The 19,083-nt window shown below is 60.1% G+C and carries 19 protein-coding genes; 7 read left to right on the top strand and 12 right to left on the bottom strand.

What is annotated here, in order from left to right; all coding sequences use genetic code 11:
• Positions 1 to 28 precede the first annotated feature (28 nt).
• Together EXZ61_RS11855 and EXZ61_RS11850 are read left to right on the top strand one after the other, a co-directional pair.
• Positions 29 to 1,453: a DNA recombination protein RmuC gene (locus EXZ61_RS11855; protein ID WP_237218941.1), complete on the top strand. Its 1,425-nt coding sequence runs from the start codon at positions 29 to 31 to the stop codon at positions 1,451 to 1,453.
• Positions 1,450 to 2,679, top strand: a complete 1,230-nt coding sequence (locus EXZ61_RS11850; protein WP_237218940.1) for an MFS transporter — start codon at positions 1,450 to 1,452, stop codon at positions 2,677 to 2,679. Before EXZ61_RS11855 ends, EXZ61_RS11850 begins: the two co-directional genes overlap by 4 nt.
• Here the strand turns inward: EXZ61_RS11850 and EXZ61_RS11845 are convergent.
• Positions 2,654 to 3,529, bottom strand: a complete 876-nt coding sequence (locus tag EXZ61_RS11845) for an LOG family protein (protein WP_142811968.1) — start codon at positions 3,527 to 3,529, stop codon at positions 2,654 to 2,656. The two genes, EXZ61_RS11850 and EXZ61_RS11845, sit on opposite strands and share 26 nt — an antisense overlap.
• 95 nt (positions 3,530 to 3,624) lie before the next feature.
• Entirely contained in the window at positions 3,625 to 4,566 is a 942-nt protein-coding gene (locus tag EXZ61_RS11840; RefSeq protein WP_142811967.1) for a LysR family transcriptional regulator, read from the bottom strand.
• A gap of 91 nt (positions 4,567 to 4,657) precedes the next feature.
• Between EXZ61_RS11840 and EXZ61_RS11835 the strand changes: the two genes are divergently transcribed.
• Positions 4,658 to 5,551, top strand: a complete 894-nt coding sequence (locus EXZ61_RS11835) for a DMT family transporter (protein ID WP_142811966.1) — start codon at positions 4,658 to 4,660, stop codon at positions 5,549 to 5,551.
• Positions 5,552 to 5,571: 20 nt separating this feature from the next.
• Here EXZ61_RS11835 and EXZ61_RS11830 read toward each other — a convergent pair whose 3' ends face one another.
• Positions 5,572 to 6,126, bottom strand: coding sequence for a LuxR C-terminal-related transcriptional regulator (locus EXZ61_RS11830; RefSeq protein ID WP_142811965.1), 555 nt, complete (start codon positions 6,124 to 6,126; stop codon positions 5,572 to 5,574).
• Between the two features lie 118 nt (positions 6,127 to 6,244).
• Here EXZ61_RS11830 and EXZ61_RS11825 point away from each other — a divergent pair, with 118 nt between their 5' ends.
• Genes EXZ61_RS11825 through EXZ61_RS11815 form a run of 3 tightly spaced genes read left to right on the top strand, consistent with a single transcriptional unit; the run spans position 6,245 to position 8,144 of the window.
• A complete protein-coding gene (locus EXZ61_RS11825; protein WP_142811964.1) occupies positions 6,245 to 6,952 on the top strand; it encodes a CoA transferase subunit A in 708 nt (235 codons plus the stop codon).
• A gap of 2 nt (positions 6,953 to 6,954) precedes the next feature.
• A complete protein-coding gene (locus EXZ61_RS11820; RefSeq protein ID WP_142811963.1) occupies positions 6,955 to 7,593 on the top strand; it encodes a CoA transferase subunit B in 639 nt (212 codons plus the stop codon).
• A gap of 50 nt (positions 7,594 to 7,643) precedes the next feature.
• Complete coding sequence (locus tag EXZ61_RS11815; RefSeq protein ID WP_142811962.1) at positions 7,644 to 8,144, top strand: hypothetical protein; 501 nt, start codon at positions 7,644 to 7,646, stop codon at positions 8,142 to 8,144.
• Between the two features lie 55 nt (positions 8,145 to 8,199).
• Here EXZ61_RS11815 and deoA read toward each other — a convergent pair whose 3' ends face one another.
• The 9 genes from deoA to EXZ61_RS11770 form a co-directional block, all read right to left on the bottom strand.
• Positions 8,200 to 9,537, bottom strand: coding sequence for a thymidine phosphorylase (gene deoA / locus EXZ61_RS11810; protein ID WP_142811961.1), 1,338 nt, complete (start codon positions 9,535 to 9,537; stop codon positions 8,200 to 8,202).
• 24 nt (positions 9,538 to 9,561) lie between these two features.
• Positions 9,562 to 10,365 (bottom strand): deoxyribose-phosphate aldolase, encoded by an 804-nt coding sequence (gene deoC / locus EXZ61_RS11805; RefSeq protein ID WP_142811960.1) that lies wholly within the window; start codon positions 10,363 to 10,365, stop codon positions 9,562 to 9,564.
• Between the two features lie 51 nt (positions 10,366 to 10,416).
• Positions 10,417 to 11,229 carry a purine-nucleoside phosphorylase gene (locus EXZ61_RS11800; protein WP_142811959.1) on the bottom strand — a complete coding sequence of 271 codons (813 nt, stop codon included), beginning with the start codon at positions 11,227 to 11,229 and terminating at the stop codon, positions 10,417 to 10,419.
• A 7-nt stretch (positions 11,230 to 11,236) separates the two neighbouring features.
• On the bottom strand, positions 11,237 to 11,659 hold the full coding sequence (gene cdd / locus EXZ61_RS11795; RefSeq protein ID WP_178084855.1) for a cytidine deaminase: 423 nt from the start codon (positions 11,657 to 11,659) through the stop codon (positions 11,237 to 11,239).
• A 133-nt stretch (positions 11,660 to 11,792) separates the two neighbouring features.
• Positions 11,793 to 13,361, bottom strand: coding sequence for a DHA2 family efflux MFS transporter permease subunit (locus EXZ61_RS11790; protein ID WP_142811958.1), 1,569 nt, complete (start codon positions 13,359 to 13,361; stop codon positions 11,793 to 11,795).
• Between the two features lie 67 nt (positions 13,362 to 13,428).
• Positions 13,429 to 14,652 (bottom strand): HlyD/EmrA/EmrK family protein, encoded by a 1,224-nt coding sequence (locus EXZ61_RS11785; RefSeq protein ID WP_142811957.1) that lies wholly within the window; start codon positions 14,650 to 14,652, stop codon positions 13,429 to 13,431.
• A gap of 58 nt (positions 14,653 to 14,710) precedes the next feature.
• Positions 14,711 to 16,192 (bottom strand): efflux transporter outer membrane subunit, encoded by a 1,482-nt coding sequence (locus EXZ61_RS11780; protein ID WP_342590548.1) that lies wholly within the window; start codon positions 16,190 to 16,192, stop codon positions 14,711 to 14,713.
• Positions 16,193 to 16,249: 57 nt separating this feature from the next.
• A complete protein-coding gene (locus EXZ61_RS11775; RefSeq protein ID WP_142811956.1) occupies positions 16,250 to 16,795 on the bottom strand; it encodes a MarR family winged helix-turn-helix transcriptional regulator in 546 nt (181 codons plus the stop codon).
• A gap of 153 nt (positions 16,796 to 16,948) precedes the next feature.
• Positions 16,949 to 17,548 carry a TetR/AcrR family transcriptional regulator gene (locus tag EXZ61_RS11770; RefSeq protein WP_142811955.1) on the bottom strand — a complete coding sequence of 200 codons (600 nt, stop codon included), beginning with the start codon at positions 17,546 to 17,548 and terminating at the stop codon, positions 16,949 to 16,951.
• 125 nt (positions 17,549 to 17,673) lie between these two features.
• Between EXZ61_RS11770 and EXZ61_RS11765 the strand changes: the two genes are divergently transcribed.
• Positions 17,674 to 19,083 carry a 3-oxoacyl-ACP reductase gene (locus EXZ61_RS11765; RefSeq protein ID WP_142811954.1) on the top strand — a complete coding sequence of 470 codons (1,410 nt, stop codon included), beginning with the start codon at positions 17,674 to 17,676 and terminating at the stop codon, positions 19,081 to 19,083.

The following is a 19,083-nucleotide window of genomic DNA, read 5'->3' as shown; positions in this document are numbered from 1 at the left end:
CAACAATAGAGGACTGGAGGAATTGGGTTTGAATGATGTTGCGGTGTGGGTTGGTGTGGGTTTGGCTGGCGTCAACCTGGTCTTGTTGGCTGTGTTGCTGTGGCGTAACTTGGCAGGGGGCCAGCAGCTGGATAGCAAATCAGCAGAGTTAGCCGCACGTGCCGCAGAGCAGGGCCGCCTTGAACTCCTCGCCACCGTCCGCACTGGCTTTGAGCGCATGGCCGCGTTCGAGCGCGACCTGCGCCGCGACATGGCAGACTCAGCGCGCCAAGGTCGTCAAGAACTGGGGCACACCCTGGCCACCTTTCAGCAGACCCTTGTGCAGCAAAGTGCAGAGGCCACCCGCACTCAAAATACCCAAATGGATGCCTTTGGCCAGCAACTGGCCTTGCTGCAAAAATCGGTATCCGACACCCTGAGCCAACAACTCTCGGGCTTGGCGGAGTCCAACGCCCGGCGCATGGGAGAAGTGCGCGAAACCCTAGAAAAGCAACTGGCCCAACTGCAGGCCAGCAATGCGGGCAAGCTTGAAGAAATGCGCGCCACCGTGGACGAAAAGCTGCAAGCCACCTTGCAAGCCCGCCTAGGCGAAAGCTTTAAGCAGGTGGCAGAGCGTTTGGAGCAAGTGCACAAAGGCTTGGGCGAAATGCAAGCCTTGGCGCAGGGCGTGGGCGACCTCAAGCACCTGCTCACCAACGTTAAAACCCGGGGTATTTTTGGGGAGGCACAGCTGGCGTCCCTGCTAGAGCAAGTGTTTGTGCCCGACCAGTATGCTGCCCAGGTCGCCACACGGCCAGGCAGCAAAAACGTGGTGGACTTTGCGATCAAGCTGCCGGGCAAGTCTGAGACCGGCGACCCGCTGTGGCTGCCGATTGATGCCAAGTTTCCCAACGATGATTACGAGCGCCTGTTAGACGCGCAAGGCCGCGCGGATGCTGCAGGGGCAGAGGCAGCCGGTAAAGCGCTAGAGCTGCGCATCCGGCTAGAGGCCAAGTCCATCGCCGAGAAGTATGTAGAGCCGCCATACACCACCGACTTTGCCGTGCTGTTTCTCCCCACGGAGGGCCTGTACGCCGAGGTGTTGCGCCGCCCGGGGCTGATGGAGGTTTTGCAGCGTGAACACCGCATCACACTGGCGGGCCCCACCACACTGTTAGCCATGCTGAGCTCTTTGCAAATGGGCTTTCGCACGCTCGCCTTGGAGAAACGGTCCAGCGAAGTCTGGCAGGTACTGGGTGCGGTAAAGACAGAATTTGGCAAGTTTGGCGATGTGCTGGCCAAAGTCAAAGCGCAAACAGAAACCGTGCTCAAAACCTTGGACAGCGCAGAGACGCGCAGCCGGGCGATGGGCCGCGCACTCAAGCACGTGCAAGCGCTGCCCGATGCGCAAGTGCCCGGCATCATCGCGTTTGATAAAGACTTTGACACCGACCCTGTGGTCGATAAGCCATGAGTGCTTCCCACATGCACCAGCGCGCACAGCGCCATCTATTGGCGCGGCTCATTGCCGCGCAAATTTGCTTGCATGCCTGTATGGCGGGCACCCGCATGGCAGCGCCGCTGCTGGCCCTGAAAATGGGCTACAGCCCCTTGGCCGTGGGGGTGCTTTTGGCGCTGTTTTCCTTGACGCAGGTGTTTTTGGCTCTACCCGCTGGGCGATTTACCGACCGGCACGGCCTGGTGCGCCCCGTGGGGTTCGCGGTGATTGCGTCTGTGGTCGGGGTGGGCTTTGCTGTGCTGTTTCCTGTGTACCCGGTGTTGTGCGTCAGTGCGCTCATGTCGGGGGGCGCCACCGGCGCGGCTGTCATAGCCTTGCAAAGGCATGCAGGGCGCATTGCGCAGAACCCAACCGACCTCAAGCGTGTGTTTAGCTGGTTGGCCACTGGCCCCGCAATCTCTAACTTTTTGGGGCCATTTGCTGCCGGATTGCTGATTGACTACGCAGGCAGCGCAGCGGGCGACCTGGTGGGCTACCGCGTGGCGTTTTTGCTCATGGCACTCTTGCCTTTGGGTACTTGGTTTTTAGTTCGCAGCTCTGGCATGAGCGAGTCAAGCCAACCAAGCACTGTGGCCAAGTCCGCACGCGCCTGGGACCTGTTGCGCCAACCCATGATGCGAAGGCTCATGCTGGTCAACATCAGCTTGGCCTCGTGTTGGGATGTGCACACCTTTGTGGTGCCGGTGTTAGGCCATGAGCGTGGGCTCAGCGCATCGGTCATAGGCACCATACTGGGCGCTTTTGCCGTAGCGGCTGCGGTGGTGCGGGTGCTCATGCCCCTGTTTGCTTCGCGCTTGAAGGAGCATGTGGTCTTGGTGTGTGCCATGGTGAGCACGGCTACCTTGTTTGCGCTATATCCCCTGATGCACTCTGCGTGGGCCATGGGCCTGTGCTCGGTGTTGCTGGGCTTGGCCTTGGGCTCCGTGCAGCCCATGATCATGAGTACCTTGCACCAAATCACGCCAGAAGCGCGCTTGGGCGAGGCCATTGGCATCCGCTTGATGGCGATGAACGCGTCCAGCGTACTGATGCCCATGCTCTTTGGTGCCGTAGGCGCTACGGTGGGTGTTTCGGTCGTTTTTTGGGTGGTCGGTGCCACGGTAGGTGCCGGTGCCCGCCCCGCATGGCATTTGCGGGCACCGCCGCATGGCGGGCTTACAAACCGTAAAACCGACGAATAACGTCCCAAGCGTCTTGCGGCGTGTCCACATAGCTAAAGAGCTTGAGGTCTTCTTCAGAAATGGTGGCTTCTTCCACCAACACATCAAAGTTGACCAAACGCTTCCAGTAGTCAGAACCAAACAGCACGATGGGCACCGGCTTGGCCTTGCGTGTTTGCACCAAGGTTATCACTTCAAACAGCTCGTCCAAAGTACCAAAACCGCCAGGAAACGCCACCAGTGCCTTCGCCCGCATCATGAAATGCATTTTGCGCGTGGCAAAGTAGTGGAACTTGAAATTCAGGCTGGGTGACACATAAGGATTTGCGCTTTGCTCGTGGGGCAGGGCGATGTTCAGCCCCACGCTTAAAGCGCCCAGTTCATGGGCCCCGCGGTTAGCCGCTTCCATGATGCCGGGGCCACCACCCGTAGCAATGGTGAGGCGCTGCTCGTGGGGCAAAGGCGCGCTGTACGACGCAACCAAGCGCGCAAACAAACGGGCTTGGTCGTAATACACCGCATTTTTGACCTGCTGGCGCGCAGTGGCGAGCTCTGTTGCACTGCCACTGGCCTGCGCTTTGGCCAAAGCGGCTTGTGCATCTTCAGGGGCAAGAAAACGCGCACTTCCAAAAACCACCACCGTGTTTTGGATGCCCTGGCTGGCTTGCTCCAAGTCCGGCTTGAGCATCTCAAGCTGAATGCGCAGCCCACGGGTTTCGCGGCGCAGCATGAATTCTGGATCGGCAAACGCCAAGCGGTAAGCATTGGGCTCCAAGGGATTGCCTTGCGCTGCATGGTTTTGCAACTCGGCCCACGCATCGGCGAGGCGGTTGTCGGTTACGTGTTGGGTAAGGGTTTCAGTAGATTCCATAGGTGGCATTGTGTACCGAAATCATGAGCGGATGACACGCAAGCAAGGGGGGGGGGGCGCAAGGCGGGGACGTGAAAACGCCGAGCGACTAAGGCTTAGTCTTTTTCCGCAGCATGGGGTTGCATCTGCGGGGCCAAGTGCTCTGCAATGTAGTCAATCCAAACGCGCACTTTGCTCGATAGGTAGCGGTTAGGGGGGTACAAGATCCACGCCATGCCTGCGTAGTCGGTTTGGTGTTCCCAGTCGTCGAGTACGGTGACCAGTTCACCACTGGCCAAGGCTTGGCGCGCGGTGAACTCGGGCAGGCTGGCAATGCCCAGGTGGTTGAGGGCGCCTTCTAAGCGTATTTCACTGTGGTTGGCGATGTAGCGCCCTTGCACGCTGACCTGCACACGCTCGCCCGCACGCTGAAAGCGCCAATGGCGGTCGCGGGCGTCTTCACCTAAGTACAAGCAGCTGTGCTGCGCCAAGTCGCGCGGGTGCTGGGGTGTGCCGCGTTGCGCCAAATACTGGGGGCTGGCGCATGCCAGGTGGCGAATGCGCATCAGCGGGCGGCCTGCCAAGCCCAGTGGCGGCGTGTCGGTGATGCGGATTGCAAGGTCCAGCGACTCTTCGAACAAGTCCACCGCGCGGTCGGTCACCACCAGCTGCACATCGACCTCTGGGTAGCGCTGCAAAAAACCTAGCATCAATGGGTGCACAACCAAGCGGCACACGGCCTTAGGCATGCTCACCCGTACCAAGCCTTTGGGCACTTCGGTATGGGTGTCGCTCAGGGCCAACACCTCGCGCGCGGCGCTCACCATGGCTTGGCAGCGCGTGTAGGCGGCTTGGCCTGCATCGGTGAGCCGCAGTTTGCGGGTGGTGCGCTCCAGCAATCGGACCCGCAGCAAGTCTTCTAGCCGTGCCACTTGTCGGCTCACTGCCGAAGGGGTTACCCCCAGTTGGCGTGCGGCCGCCGAAAAGCTGCCTGCATCCACTACGCGGGCAAATGCAGCCATGTCTGGCAAGGAGTCCAAGGCGGTATTGATGCTCATGGCGCAAAAGTAATGTTCTGAAGTTGGTGATTATCAATACAGATTCACGGATCAACAATAGGCTTCGTTCACTGATGACTCCCCCCACGACATGACAAGCCTCGTCCTTACGCAGCCCAGACATTTGCAACGCCTGTCCGATATCGCTCTACTTTTGGTCGCGGTCGTTTGGGGCACCAGCTATGGCGTGGCCAAGGGTGCTTTGGCCTTTTATCCCGTGCTGGGCTTCTTGGCGGTGCGGTTTTCGCTGACGTTTTTGCTTCTGAGTCCTGCCCTGTGGGCCGCCACGCCGCGCCAACGGCAGCATGCCCTGATTGCAGGCCTGCCCTTGGGCGGCATGATGCTGGCCATTTTTTTGTGTGAAACCTATGGGGTGGCCCACACACAGGCCAGCAATGCCGCCTTCTTGATCAGCTTGTGCGTGGTCTTTACGCCGTTTGTCGAGTGGTGGATGCTGGGGCGCAAGCCGGCCCCGGCCATCTTTGTGTTTGCGGCGGTGTCGCTGGTAGGCGCTGGTTTGCTCAGTGGTGGCTTGGAGTCCCAGTTTGGCTATGGGGATGCATTGATGCTCTGTGCCGCCATGTTGCGCGCAGTCGGTGTGTGCCAAACCAGCAAGTGGACCCAGGGGCGTGACGCACCGGCTTTGGCACTGACGGCGGTGCAGTCGGGGGTGATAGCCGTGGGTTGTTTGGCCTTGGGCCTGGCGAGTCAGGAGGGCCTGCCAGCACTGCCGAGCAGCCCCGCGTTTTGGCAAATGGTGGCTTACCTGGTGATCGGCTGTACCGTATTTGCTTTTTTTGCCCAAAACTGGGCGCTTAAGCACTCTTCACCCAGCCGCGTGACGTTGCTGACCAGCAGCGAGCCTGCGTTTGGCGCCTTGTTTGCGGTGCTGTGGTTGGGGGAGTCTTTGAGCTTTACCGCGTGGGTTGGCGGTGGCTTGATCGTTGCGTCCGCCTTATGGGTGTGCGCCTGCAGGGCTGACTAAGTGCTGGCGGTCCTTGGCCTTTACCCAGCGACCAGCTTGTGCACCAAGTCTGCCGTGGTGGTCGCCTGGTATTTGCGCATCAGCCTGGCGCGGTAAATTTCTACCGTGCGGTGGCTAATTGTCAGAGTCTTGCCAATTTGTTTGGAGGTGAGGCCTTGGATCAAATAGGCACAGACTTCGCGCTCGCGCGCGGTGAGCTCTGCTTTTACGGGACGGTGGGCGCTGAGGTCTTCAAAGGTCCAGATTCCAGCCTCGTGGGGCGTGTCGCGCTTGAGCGCTGCACCGGTGACGTGGCACCAAAAAATCTCACCCTTGCAGCGGCCGTCTAGGCGCTTCATCAGGCGGTCATCGGCGTAGCTTCCACTGCGGTTCAGGATGGGGTAGATGCGCTCACCCGCGCGCTCAAATTCAGCAGCGCTGGGGTACAAGATTTGGAACGATTGGCCCACCAGTTGCTCGTGGCTTGCGCCAAACATATCGCACAGGCGTTGGTTGCAGTCCATGATGGCGCGGTTGCGCGAGAGCACCAAGCCCACGGGCGCAAGCTTGAAAGCAAGTTGGTAATCAAGTTCCATGGTCAGATGATGCCCCACGGTGGCACAGGATTTGCCTAGGGTTGGGCTTTACGAAGTACTACGTATGTGGTTAAGTAGTATCGTATGCCCCATTGTTTCTTTAATGGAGAAAAGCACTGTGAACAAAATCTTCCCCAGCGCTGCAGCAGCGCTAGATGGCATCGTCAAAGATGGCCAGCTACTGGCCGTTGGCGGCTTTGGCTTGTGCGGTATTCCTGAAGCCCTGATCGACGCCTTGCGCGACAGCGGCGTCAAAGACCTGAGTGTGATTTCCAACAATGCAGGCGTCGATGGCTTTGGCTTGGGCAAGCTCTTGGAGACGCGCCAGATCAAAAAAATGATTTCTAGCTACGTGGGTGAAAACAAAGAGTTCGAGCGCCAGTACCTGGCCGGTGAGCTCCAGCTCGAATTCACACCCCAAGGTACCTTGGCCGAAAAGCTGCGTGCCGGTGGTGCTGGCATTCCTGCGTTCTTTACCAAAACCGGTGTGGGCACCATCGTGGCCGAAGGTAAAGAGCTGCGCGAGTTTGATGGCGAAACCTATGTCATGGAGCGCGCGCTGGTGCCCGACGTGGCCTTGGTCAAAGCGCACCGCGCTGACAAGTCTGGCAATTTGCAGTTCCGCTTTACGGCGCGCAACTTCAACCCAGCCGCTGCCATGGCCGGAAGAATCACGGTGGTAGAGGTGGAAGAAATTGTGGAAACCGGGGCCATCGAGCCCGACCAAGTGCATTTGCCCGGCATTTATGTGCACCGCATTGTGCTGAACGCCACACCCGAGAAGCGCATTGAGAAGCGCACCATCACCGAAGTAACAGGAGTCTGACTATGAGCTGGAACCAAGACCAAATGGCAGCGCGTGCCGCCAAAGAGCTGCAAGACGGCTTCTACGTGAACTTAGGCATTGGCATTCCGACACTGGTGGCAAACCATGTGCCTTCCAGCATTGAGGTGTGGTTGCAAAGCGAAAACGGCATGTTGGGCATTGGCCCATTTCCTACCGAAGCGGAGGTGGATGCAGACTTGATCAATGCGGGCAAGCAAACGGTAACCACCATCAAAGGCTCCAGCATTTTTGGTAGCCACGAGAGCTTCGCCATGATTCGCGGTGGCAAGATCAACTTGAGCATTTTGGGTGCCATGCAGGTCAGCGAAAAAGGTGACTTGGCCAATTGGATGATTCCCGGAAAAATGGTCAAGGGCATGGGCGGTGCCATGGACTTGGTGGCCGGTGTGAAGCGCGTGATTGTCTTGATGGAGCATGTGGCCAAGAAGAAGGATGGCACTGAAGACCTCAAGATCCTGCCCCAATGCACTTTGCCGCTGACGGGCCTGGGCGTGGTGGACCGCATCATTACCGATTTGGCGGTCATGGACGTTACGCCTGAAGGTCTGAAAGTGGTGGAGTTGGCCCCCGGCGTCACCCTAGAGGCTTTGCAGGGCAAAACAGGCGTCAAACTCATCTAAGTCGTCTTTTTCTGCGGGTAAGATAAGCGGAACTACTTCACGGGGGACACATGACGAGAGCACTCAAGTTTTTAATGTTCATCTACTTTGTGGTGCTGCTGACCACGGGGGTGTTCATGGTGCTCATCGTGAATGCAGACGATGCGTCTCCCCCTTGGATCACACTGCTGGTGCGCAACCACGGCATCGTCTTTGTTTGGCACTTGGCCTGCTGGATGATCATGGGCATGTTCTCCAACTACTACTGGGACTTGTTCAACATGGGCAAGGGCCTGGAGTCGGTGCAAGTAGGGCGCATCATGTTGCCCTTGCTGGTGTCTCCCATCGTTTTTTACCCCACCTACAACCTGTGGTTGTCCAGCAGCTCACAGAGCTACATCTTGTTTGAAGTGATTGCCTTCCAAGGCGGCTTCTTCTGGCAGGCCCTGTTCACCAAGGCCAAGCCTCTGGAGGCTGCCACCTCGATTCCTTGGAGTGTGAATAACCGCGCCAATGCCAAGCCCACGGCTGTGGTCAATGTGCCCGCGTCAGGGCAAGAGTTGGGGCGCTAAGTCGCGGTCTCACCGCGCGTCAAATCAAAAAGGGCCTCTAGGCCCTTTTTTGTTGTCAGGCGTGGATGCGCTGGAGGAGCGGCGAAGCGTTTTGAAGTTGGGCTGCGTGTGAGGCGCTGGTGGTGCCAATGTGCACACTGCGCGCAAACCCTTGGCTTGCAGCCTGTGCAGCGTCCGCAGTGGCAGCGTGCACCATAGCCAATACATCACCTTTTTGCACCGCGTGGCCGAGCTGGATGCATTGGCTAAAGCCTACGCAGGGGTCCACCACATCGCTGGTTTTGTGGCGCCCGCCGCCCAGTTCGATCACCTGCAGGCCCACATCACGCGTGTCGATGCCAAGTACATAGCCGCTTTCTTGGGCGAACACCGGTATTTTGACTGGCGCATGGGCGAGGTAGCTGTCCGCACGCTCGCAAAAGTCAGCGGGGCCGCCCAGCGTGTGCACCATGCGTGCAAAGTGCTCCAAGGCACGGCCACTGTGTAAGGCGGCGTCTACGCGGGCCAAAGCCTCCGATTCCGTGGCGGCCAGTTTGCCAAGGCACAGCATCTCGGCACTGAGCAAGCGGGTGACGCTTAGCAAGCGTGCTTCTTGCCGTTCCCCTTTCAAAAAGGCCAAAGCCTCTTGCATCTCCAAGGCATTGCCGCAGGTGTCTCCCAAAATCTGGTTCATGTCGGTCAAGCAGGCCCGGGTAGGCAAGCCCGCGCCGTTGGCCACGGTTACCAGCGATTGGGCCAGCGCCTGCGCCATGGGCAGGTTGTCGGCAAACGCACCGTTGCCCACCTTCACATCCATCACCAAACCCTGTAGTCCCGCTGCCAGTTTCTTGGACAAGATGCTGGCGGTGATCAAGGGAATGGATTCCACGGTGGCGGTCACGTCGCGAATGGCGTACAGCCTGCGGTCAGCAGGGGCTAGTTCATCCGTTTGGCCGATGATGGCGCAACCCGCGGTTTGCAAGGCTTTGCGCAGCTGCTGTGTGTTGGGCGTGCTGTTGTAGCCGGGAATGCTGTCAAACTTGTCCAGTGTGCCGCCGGTGTGGCCCAAGCCACGGCCTGAGATCATGGGCACGTAGCCGCCACACGCCGCCACAATCGGCGCGAGCATCAGGCTGACCTTGTCGCCCACACCGCCGGTGGAGTGTTTGTCCAATATGGGCCCAGGCAGCTCGGCGTGGCTCCAGTCCATGACCGAGCCGGAGCGGGTCATCGCCTGGGTGAGCGCTATCGTCTCGTGGCTGTCCATGCCTTTGAGAAACATGGCCATCGCCATGGCGGCAGACTGGCTTTCACTCCAACTGGCGTCTACCAAGCCTCTAACAAAGGCGGTGATGTCGGCATCACTCAGGGCGTGGCCGTCGCGCTTTCTGCGAATGATTTCTTGGGCAAGCATGGCGTTCGGTCAAAGGAAGGTGATTTAGTAAGTGCCGGGTTTCGCTGGTGGCGGTGCCACCTTGCCACCCAAGACGGCTTCAATGTCCGTCAGAACGCTGCTAGCCCCAAGGCGAAAGCGGCTTGGGCTCAAGGCTGCGCGGCCCAATAGTTCTTCGGTGGCTGCTATAAAAATGGCAGCATCTTGCACCGTGCGTATGCCGCCTGAGGGCTTAAAGCCGACCATGTTGGCGCGTGGGTCAGCCGCAATAGCGGCGAGCATGGTGCGGGCTGCCTGCGGTGTTGCGCTGACTGCCGTTTTGCCCGTGCTGGTTTTAAGGAAGTCGGCCCCAGCGTCCAGGCTCAGGCGTGAAGCGTGGGCGATCAGAGTGGGGTCTTGCAGCACGCCGCTCTCCAGAATGACCTTTAAGCGCAAGCCGGCAGCAGCCTTTCGCACCGCTTCCAAAAGCTGCGCCACCACGCGGTCCTCGCCCGCCATGAGTGCTTGGTAGGGCAGTACCACATCCACTTCTTGCGCACCGGCTTGCACGATCTCTGATGTGTCGCGCACGGCGCGGGCCACATCGGTGCTGCCATCCGGGAAATTGGCCACCGCTGCAACGGCAATGTGGGCAGGGAGTTGGGCACGCGCAAACGCGGCCAAGCGGGGCCAGACACAGACGGCAGCTACGGGGCCAAACGGACCTTGGGCCTTGGCGCATAGGCGGGCGATGTCAACCTCGGTGTCTGCGTCGTTCAGGCTGGTGAGGTCTAAGCAGGCCAAAGCGAGCTGCGCGCTGGCGCGTAAGTCTTCAGACCATGGAGTGGAGCTAGGGTTCGGATGGGTCATAAAGCGCGTGGCAGGCACAAGAGCAAGTGCCGCTATTGTGGTGTTGAAGGTCTAGGGGAGACTTTGCGCCAAGTCAAGTTGGCCCACGATCTGGGCCAGCAAACCGCTGGCGGCAACGCTGGCGGCTTGGGCTTGCTCAAGCGTGTGGGCATGGCTGAGCTGTTCGTGCGACAAACCCGCGCCCATATTCGTGATCAGCGACAGGGCCAGCACCCGCAGCCCCGCGTGGCGCGCCAAAATGGTCTCAGGCACGGTGCTCATGCCCACCGCATCGGCACCCAGCTGTGCAAACATACGAATCTCGGCCGGGGTTTCAAACTGTGGCCCGAACGCCCAGGCGTACACGCCTTCGGTGAGCACTTTGCCATGGGCTTTCGCAATGCTTTGGGCTTGTGCGCGCAGTGCGGGGTCATAGGCATCGACCATGCCTACAAAACGCTCAGAGCCGGTCGCGCCCACCAAGGGGGAGCGTTGGGGGAAGTTGATGTGGTCGGCCACCAGCATCAAGCTTTGCGGCGGTAAGTGCGTGCGCAGGCTGCCTGCCGCGTTGGTTTGCACCAGCACTTCACACCCCAACGCTTTCAGGGTTTGCAAAGGCAGCTGCATGCCGTTGATGTCACCGGTCTCGTACCCATGCTTGCGTCCGCTCATCACCGCCACACGGTTTTGGCCTAAGGTACCCAGCACCAGTTCGCCGCTGTGGCCTGCCACCGTGGCGTGCGGAAAGCCCTCTAAGTCTGCGTAGGGAATGCGCACCGCGTCACTTAGCAACTGCGTCAAACCGCCCCAGCCGGAACCGAGAACGATTGCAATGCGAGCGTAGGCCCCGGGGGCACGTTGGGCAATGGTGTCGAATGCGGTCATGGTGTGCTCAGGTGTTGAGGTGTTCAGGGCCAAAGCTGTCAGGCAGCAGTTGGGCCATGGTGTAGCTGGGTCCCATCTCGGTGTCGTTGGCCGTCAAGATGGGGGTGTCTTGTGCACAAAACTCGCGCAGCTTTTGGCGGCAACCGCCGCACGGGGTGATCCAGGCGCCGCCGGTGCCCACCACCAACACGCCGCGCACCTTGGTGCTGCCTGCCAACACCATGGCGCTCAAGGCACCAGCTTCCGCGCACACGCCTTGCGGGTAGGCCACGTTCTCCACATTGCAGCCGGGGTGGATGCGCCCTTGGTCGTCCAAGATGGCCGCGCCCACCAGGTAGTGGGAGTAGGGGGCGTAAGCCTTTAAGCGCGCTTGGCGCGCGGCGTCCAGCATGCGCGCGATGGTGTCTGGGGGAATCGAATGGGGTGTCATGCGCACCATAATACCGCCGCCCCGTGGCATCACCGCGGCAAGGGCGCGGGCTTGCGCGCTGTGCAGGTGCGCGGGTTGCTATGAAAAAAGTAGCTGCTTGCGCAATAGATACGGGCGCAAGCAGCCTGTTTGCCTAGTGTGCGCCAGCTGCTGCGTCTGCCGCTCCAGCGCCACCGGCTGCTGCACGCTTGGGCCGGGCGAGCCACACGCAAGGAATCAACAGCAAGAAGATGATGGCCGAGCCATAAAACACATCGTTGGCCGCCAGCATATAGGCCTGTTGGTCCACCATGCGGTTGATTTGGCTTAAGGCCTGCTCGGTGCCCATGCCCGCAGCACCAAAGCCTGCCAGCGCGCTGTTGGTGGCGCTGCTGCCGATGTTCACCAATTCAGATAGTTGGGCGTGGTGAATGGCGGCGCGGTCTTGCCAGATGGTGATGGCAATAGAGGTACCAAACGAGCCCCCCACAATGCGCGCAAAGCTAGACAGCCCAGAGGCCGACGGAATCTTCTCCGGCGGAATGCCACCCAAGATGATGGTGGTGAGCGGGATGAAGAAGAAGGCCACCGCCACGCCTTGGATGACGGTGGGCAACATGATGGTGCCAAAGTCCGCCTGCGTGTTGAAGTTGGAGCGCAAGTACAGCACCAGTGAGAACACGACAAACGCAAACGTGGTGAGCGCACGGGGGTCAAACTTCTGGATGTTTTTGCCCACCAGCGGCGACAAGATGATGGCAAACAAGCCCACAGGTGCCATCAACATACCCGCTTGCGTGGAGGTGTAGCCCATGAACTGTTGCAGCCACAAAGGTAGCAGCACCAAGTTGCCCATGAAGAGGCTGTAGGCCACCGCCATGGCCACGGTACCGGTCCAGAAGTTGCGCAGCTTTAGCAGCTTGAGGTCCACCACGGGGTGGGCGTCGGTCAGTTCCCAGGCAATGAAGAAGGCCAGGCCAATCAGCGCGACCAAGCCCAAAGCGATCACCTCGCCCGAGTGGAACCAGTCCAGCTCTTTGCCCTTGTCCAGCATGATTTGCAGCGCACCGACCCAGATCACCAACAGCGTCAGCCCCACCTTGTCGATCGGCAATTGGCGGGTGGGCGTTTCGCGCTTTTTGAAGATGGTCCAGGTGATGAAGGCCGCGATTAAACCGACGGGGATGTTGATGTAAAAAATCCAACCCCAGTGCGTGTGGTCGGTAATCCAGCCGCCCAGCACAGGCCCCATCACGGGCGCAACGAGCGTGGTCATGGCCCATAAAGCCATGGCCATGCCTGCCAGGGCAGGCGGGTAGCTAGACAGCAAGAGGGCCTGGGCCAAAGGCATCATGGGACCCGCCACAAAGCCTTGGGCTGCACGCATGGCAATCAGCGTTTCCATATTGGGCGATAGGCCGCACAGCCACGAGGTCAGCACAAACAGCAGCACGCTCATGGTGAACAAGCGCACCTGGCCAAAGCGCTGGGACAACCAGCCGGTCAGGGGCAAGGCAATGGCGTTGGCCACGCCAAAGCTGGTGATCACCCAAGTGCCTTGGTTGGGGCTGACGCCCAAGTCACCGGCAATGGAGGGCAAAGAAACGTTGGCAATGGACGAGTCCAGCACGTTCATAAACGTAGCCGCAGACAGGGCAATCGTGCCCCACATGCGGGCTGAGCCTTGCAGCGGCTGCAAGGGCGTGTAGGTGGGCGTGCTCATGGGCGGCTCAGTGGCGGTAGCGGGGCGCGGTCAGGTGTGCAGATGCGTCAGTGGTAGACACAAAGGCTTAGTTCACTGCAGGCAACTTCTGGCCCGCGTTGGCAGCAATCACCTTGCGCACCTCGGCATTGGCCTCGGTGTCTAGAGCGGCGTACACCTGCGTTTGGACGATGGAGGCCGCGCGGGGCGCATCCGCCAAGGCTTTGCCGCTTTGGTCGGTGACGTCCACGGTGGCTTCCATAGACAAGCCCACCCGCAAAGGGTTGGCAGCGAGTTGTTCAGCGTTCAAGGCAATGCGCACAGGCACGCGTTGCACCACCTTGATCCAGTTGCCGGTGGCGTTTTGTGCGGGCAACAGGGCAAAGGCCGCACCGGTGCCAGCACCCATACCAGCCACGGTACCGGTGTACTCCACCTTTTTGCCATACAGGTCGGCGGTCAGGGCTACCGGCTGGCCAATGCGGATGTTGCGCAGCTGCACTTCTTTGAAGTTGGCATCCACCCACAGTTGGTTCAAGGGGATGATGGACATCAAGGGCGCACCTGCGGGTACGCGCTGGCCGAGCTGCACGGTGCGCTTGGCCACAAAGCCATCCACCGGAGCGGGCAAGGCGGCGCGGTGCAGCGCCAAGAAGGCCTCACGCACCTTGGCAGAGGCCGCCAGCACGCTGGGGTGGCTCTCAATATTGGTGCCATCGGTCATGGCGCGGTTGCTGCTCAGTTGCTCTTGGGCGGCTTCGACACCGGCTTTGGCACTGGCCAAAGCGTTTTGGGCCGCGACCAGCTGTGATTGGGCATGGTTGAGTTCTTCTTTGGACACTGCGCCATTGCCCACCAAGGCTTGGCGGCGGGCCAGGTCGTCGGTGGCGCGGGCGATCTCGGTCTGTGCTTTCACAATGTCGGACTCACGCACATGGATTTGCGCGCCCAAGGTGCCGTTGTTGGCATACAGGGTGCGCACCTGGCGCACGGCTTGTGCGAGGTTGGCTTCCGCTTGGTCCAGCGCCACTTTTGCGTCTGCTGTGTCTAGCTGCACGAGTGCTTGGCCGGCCTTCACGAAGTCGGTGTCGTCGGCCAAGATGCCCGTGACAGTGCCACCTGTTTGGGGGGTGATTTGAATCACATTGCCTTGTACATAAGCGTTGTCGGTGGCTTCTTGGTGGCGGCTGCCCATCCACTCATAACCGCCCCACGCCAGACCTACTAGCACCACGCCCGATAGAACGGTGAGGGCCTTTTTACGTGCAGGGTTGGCTTGAGAGGCGGAGGGTGTTGTGTTTGCTGTGCTCATGATGTTTTTGAGAAATTGGGTCTAGATAAATGCGTTGGGTCTGGGGTGGGGCCGGGGTTCAGCGGGCAGCATGCAGGCTGTCTGCTTCTGCGCTATAGCCGCCACCGAGTGCGCGAATGAGTTGAATCTGCGTGTCCAGTACGCGGGCGTTGAGGTCAACCGCCTGGCGGCGTTGGGCCAGTACCGCGGTTTCGGCGCTCAGCACGTTCAGGTAAGTGCCCAAGCCTGCCTTGTAGCGCTGGGTGGCAATGGCGTAGGCGGCTTCGGCAGAGGCCTGGGCTGCGGCTTGCTCCACGCGTTGGCGTTGTATGGCTTTGGCCGAGGCCAGTTGGTCGGCCACGTCGCGCACTGCGTCAATGACTAAGGCGTTGTAGCTTTCAATGGCGGCGTCTAGGTCAGCCGCTTTGCCCTTGAGGTTGGCACGCAAGCGGCCCGCTTCAAAAATGGGCAAACGGATGGCGGGGCCTACGCCCCATTGCTGGCTCTCGTTTTTCAGCAGCTTGTCAAAGCCAATGCTGGAGAGTCCGGCAAAGCCGACCAAGTTCACATTGGGGTAGAACAGTGTTTTGGCATTGGCAACATCGCTGCTGGCGGCCTCCACACGCCAGCGTGCGGCGGCTATATCGGCGCGTCGGCCCAACAGGTCCAGTGGAATGGTCTGGCTCAGTGCTATAGGTTCTATAGCTGCTTGCGCAGTCAGCGTGGGCGCTAGTGGCACATTTTGCTGAGAAGTCAGTGCCGCCAGCATATTGAGCTGCAGGGCTTGCTGCTCTTTGAGCACTTCGATTTGGAAGCGGGCCTCAGGCAGCGCGCTGTCGCTTTGCTGCAGCTCGAGCTGCGTGTCCAGGCCAGCGTTCACACGGTCTTGCACCAAGGCTTTGGATTGCGTGCGTTGCGCCAGGGTGCGCTCGGCCACGGCGAGTTGGGCATTCACCCTCTGTAGCGCAAAGTAGGTGCGCGCCACATTGCTGGCCAAAAGCATGCGAGCCGCTTGCGCATCGGCTTGGGCTGCGCGGGCTTGGCCCAGTGCCGTGTCCAAGGCCGAGCGGTTCTTGCCAAAGAAGTCCAGCTCCCAGCTGGCGTTGGCTTGCAGCGTGCCGGTGTCGTTAACAGACCCAGCCAGCGGCGGTGGGTACATGCCGGTTGCGGTAAAGCGTTGGTGGGTCATGTCCAGGCTGCCATTGACTTGGGGCGCACCGTTGGACTCGGCGTGTTGGCTCACGGCTTGGGCGCGTGCCAGGCGGGCTTGGGCCACGCGCAGGCTAGGGTGGCTGTCGAGCGCCTGCGTGATCAAGGTGTTGAGCTGGCTGTCTTGGTAGGCCAGCCACCACTGGGCGTCCAAAGGCGCGGCCAAGGGTGGCAGGTCAGCGGAGGCTTGGCTTGCTTGCGGCGCTAGGCCCACGGCTTTGGGTTCAATGAGCTTGGCGCTGGAGCTGATGCCTGAAAAATTGGCGCAAGCGCTGAGCACCAGGAGTGCGGTGGCGCTAAGGGCCATGCGGCCCCATGCTGGGGCGTGGTGAGAAGTGGTGGTATGGGTCATAGGGATACGAGCGGGGGGAATCAGGCGGGCGCTTAGGTAGCGGGGCGGGCCTTGTGCTTACTCTGCGTGGGAATTGGGTGCGTCTGTGGTGCCAAAGTTTTGTGCGTTGGTCAACATGCGCCGTAGCAGGCTTTTGAGGGTGTCAAATTCTTCTTGGCTAAAGCCTGCGAGGTAGGCGTTTTGCACCGTGCTTAAGACCTTGGGAATCTCTTGCGCAGCTTGGGTGCCCGCCTCGGTGAGGGTGATGTTGACCACGCGGCGGTCTTCCTCGGAGCGGCTGCGTTTGCACAGGTCTTTGGCCTCCAAACGGTCCAGCAGGCGGGTCATTGCGCCCGAGTCCATTTGGCAGCTGCGCGCAACGCTGGCCACGGTGTTGCTTTGGCCGAGGTGCATTTTGTACAAGGGCAGCCATTGCGCGTTGGTGAGCTCGGTATGGGCGAATTGCCGCTCAACCTCTTGGCCCACGCTGGTGATGATTTGCCGCATGAGGTAGCCCACGCTGTCATCGGGCTTGTAGCTGTGGGCTTGGTAAAACGTGATGGGCTCGGGCGTGTTGCCAGCGTCTGATGACGGAGTGGGCGACTTGGAGGCTTTAGCGTTCATGGGCTGAATATTAATTGCCTAGGCAGTGATTGTCAAGGCAATTAATGTTTGAGCAAACATTGTTTAGGCAATCACTGGCGTGGTAAGCGGCAAAAACGCCAAAGGCCGAGCACATGGCGTCGGCCTTTGGCTATTTCCTGGGGCGGGCGTTGGCTAGCGTTTGGGGCTGTGGAAGTCCACCACGGCGCGTACCAAAGTGGCGGTGGTGACGGCGATGGTCTTCATCTCGTGCACACGGTCTTGCTCGATCAACTCCAGCGCCAGCTCATTCACACTGCCCACCATGGCCATGGCCAGTTCGGGGGACAAGACTTGGCGGCCTTCAGAGGCGTTGATCACGGCGCGCATGAAGTCGGCAATCTCTTGGTGCACGCGTCTGCGGGCGGCCAATCCCGGCGCGCCCAAGCCCAGTATTTCGATGAACAGGGTTTGCGTAAGCACCGGGTTGCTGCCCAAGTAGCCTAAATAGGCGGTGATCGCTTCTTCAATCTGGCTGTGCCAGTCGCGTTCGGGGTCAAGGGTGGCGCGCAGCACGGCCAGTGCGTTGCGGCTGGCGTTTTCGTACAAGGCGACCAGGCAATCCGCTTTGGTGGCGAAGTGTTCGTAAAAGGTGCGGCGCGAGACGCTAGCTTCCCGCACGATGTCGGCAATGGTGCTGGCACCGTAGCCCTTAGACGCTACAGCGCGTGCCATGCCTTCAAACAGGCGGATACGGTGCTCGTTGGTGTCGAGAGTGGGGAGGGCGGGGTCCATGGGAAATATTTATTTTGTTTTAGGCACGCAGGTCTAGAGAATACCAAGAGATTGCGCAGAGAATGGCGCTCGTGGTACTTGGCGGTACCAAAATCCAATATGCATGCACAACACTGGACGACACCATGACCGATTCCTACCTGAATTTCGCTAACTCCCCTGTGGGCGGCAAACTGGCAGATGTGCTGGGCCTGCCCAAACCGATGGTGCTAGAGCGCTACAAGGCGGGTCAGCCCGTCATCAAAGGCAGCGTCTTGCTCGGTGGTGGCACCAACGCGCCTTTGCTAGAAACATTGGCCGGCATTTTCAAACGCATTGGCGCTCAAACCGTGGCCCACGCCCAGCTGCCCCAATGGACGCCCATTGCCAACCAAGCCGGTTTGATGAGCGGCCGCTGGGGCGTTGACGGCCAACCCGGCGAAAAAGTAAAAGCCCTGGTGTTTGACGCCACAGGCTTGGTGGACAGCAGTGAGTCCGAGGCGCTGTACCAATTTTTCCATGATGCCGCGCGCTCGGTGCTGCCATGTGGCCGCGTGGTGATTTTGGGCCGCCCACCAGAGCTGTGCCGAACCCCACGCCAAGCCACGATTCAACGCGCGCTAGAGGGCTTGAGCCGCTCCCTGGCCAAGGAACTCAAAAAAGCCATTGCGGTGCAGTTGGTCTATGTGGCTGAAGGCGCTGAAGGGCAGCTCGAATCCACCTTGCGCTTCTTGCTGTCCCCCCGCTCGGCCTATGTGTCGGCCCAGGTGGTGCGCGTAGGTGCGCCCGTGGGCGAGGGCGCTGCTCCTGCCGACTGGAGCAAGCCCCTGGCGGGCAAAAAAGTGCTGGTCACTGGCGCGTCACGTGGCATTGGCGCCTCGATTGCTGAAGTCATGGCCCAAGAGGGTGCCACCGTGATTTGCTTGGACATTCCACAAGCCCAAGCAAGTTTGGATGAAGTGGCTGCCAAGATTGGCGGCAGCACCATCGCCCTGGACATTGGCGCAGCCGATGCCCCACAACTGTTGGTAGACGCCGCCAAGGCCGATGGCGGCTGGGATGTGGTGGTGCACAACGCGGGCATTACCCGCGACAAAACCATTGCCAACATGAAAGAGCATTTCTGGCAGATGGTGGTCAACGTGAACTTGTCGACCCAAGAGCGCATCAACGACGCCTTGGTGGAGTCCGGCGCCCTCAAAGCGGGTGGGCGTATTGTGTGCGTGTCGTCGATCTCGGGCATTGCTGGCAACTTGGGGCAAACCAACTACGCATTGTCGAAGGCCGGTGTGGTGGGCATGGTGCAAAGCACAGCGCCCATTTTTGCCAAGAAGGGCATCACCATCAACGCGGTAGCGCCTGGCTTTATTGAGACGCAAATGACCGCTGCCGTGCCTTTTGCCATTCGCGAAGCGGGCCGCCGCATGAACTCCATGAGCCAAGGCGGCTTGCCACAGGATGTGGCCCAGGCCATTGCGTGGTTTGCAAGCCCCGCCTCCAACGGTCTGACAGGCAATGTGGTGCGCGTGTGCGGCCAAAGCCTGATCGGCGCTTAA

The sequence above is a fragment of the Rhodoferax aquaticus genome (assembly GCF_006974105.1).
Lineage (GTDB): Bacteria > Pseudomonadota > Gammaproteobacteria > Burkholderiales > Burkholderiaceae_C > Allorhodoferax > Allorhodoferax aquaticus_A.
This window is presented reverse-complemented; position numbering and strand designations above follow the sequence as displayed.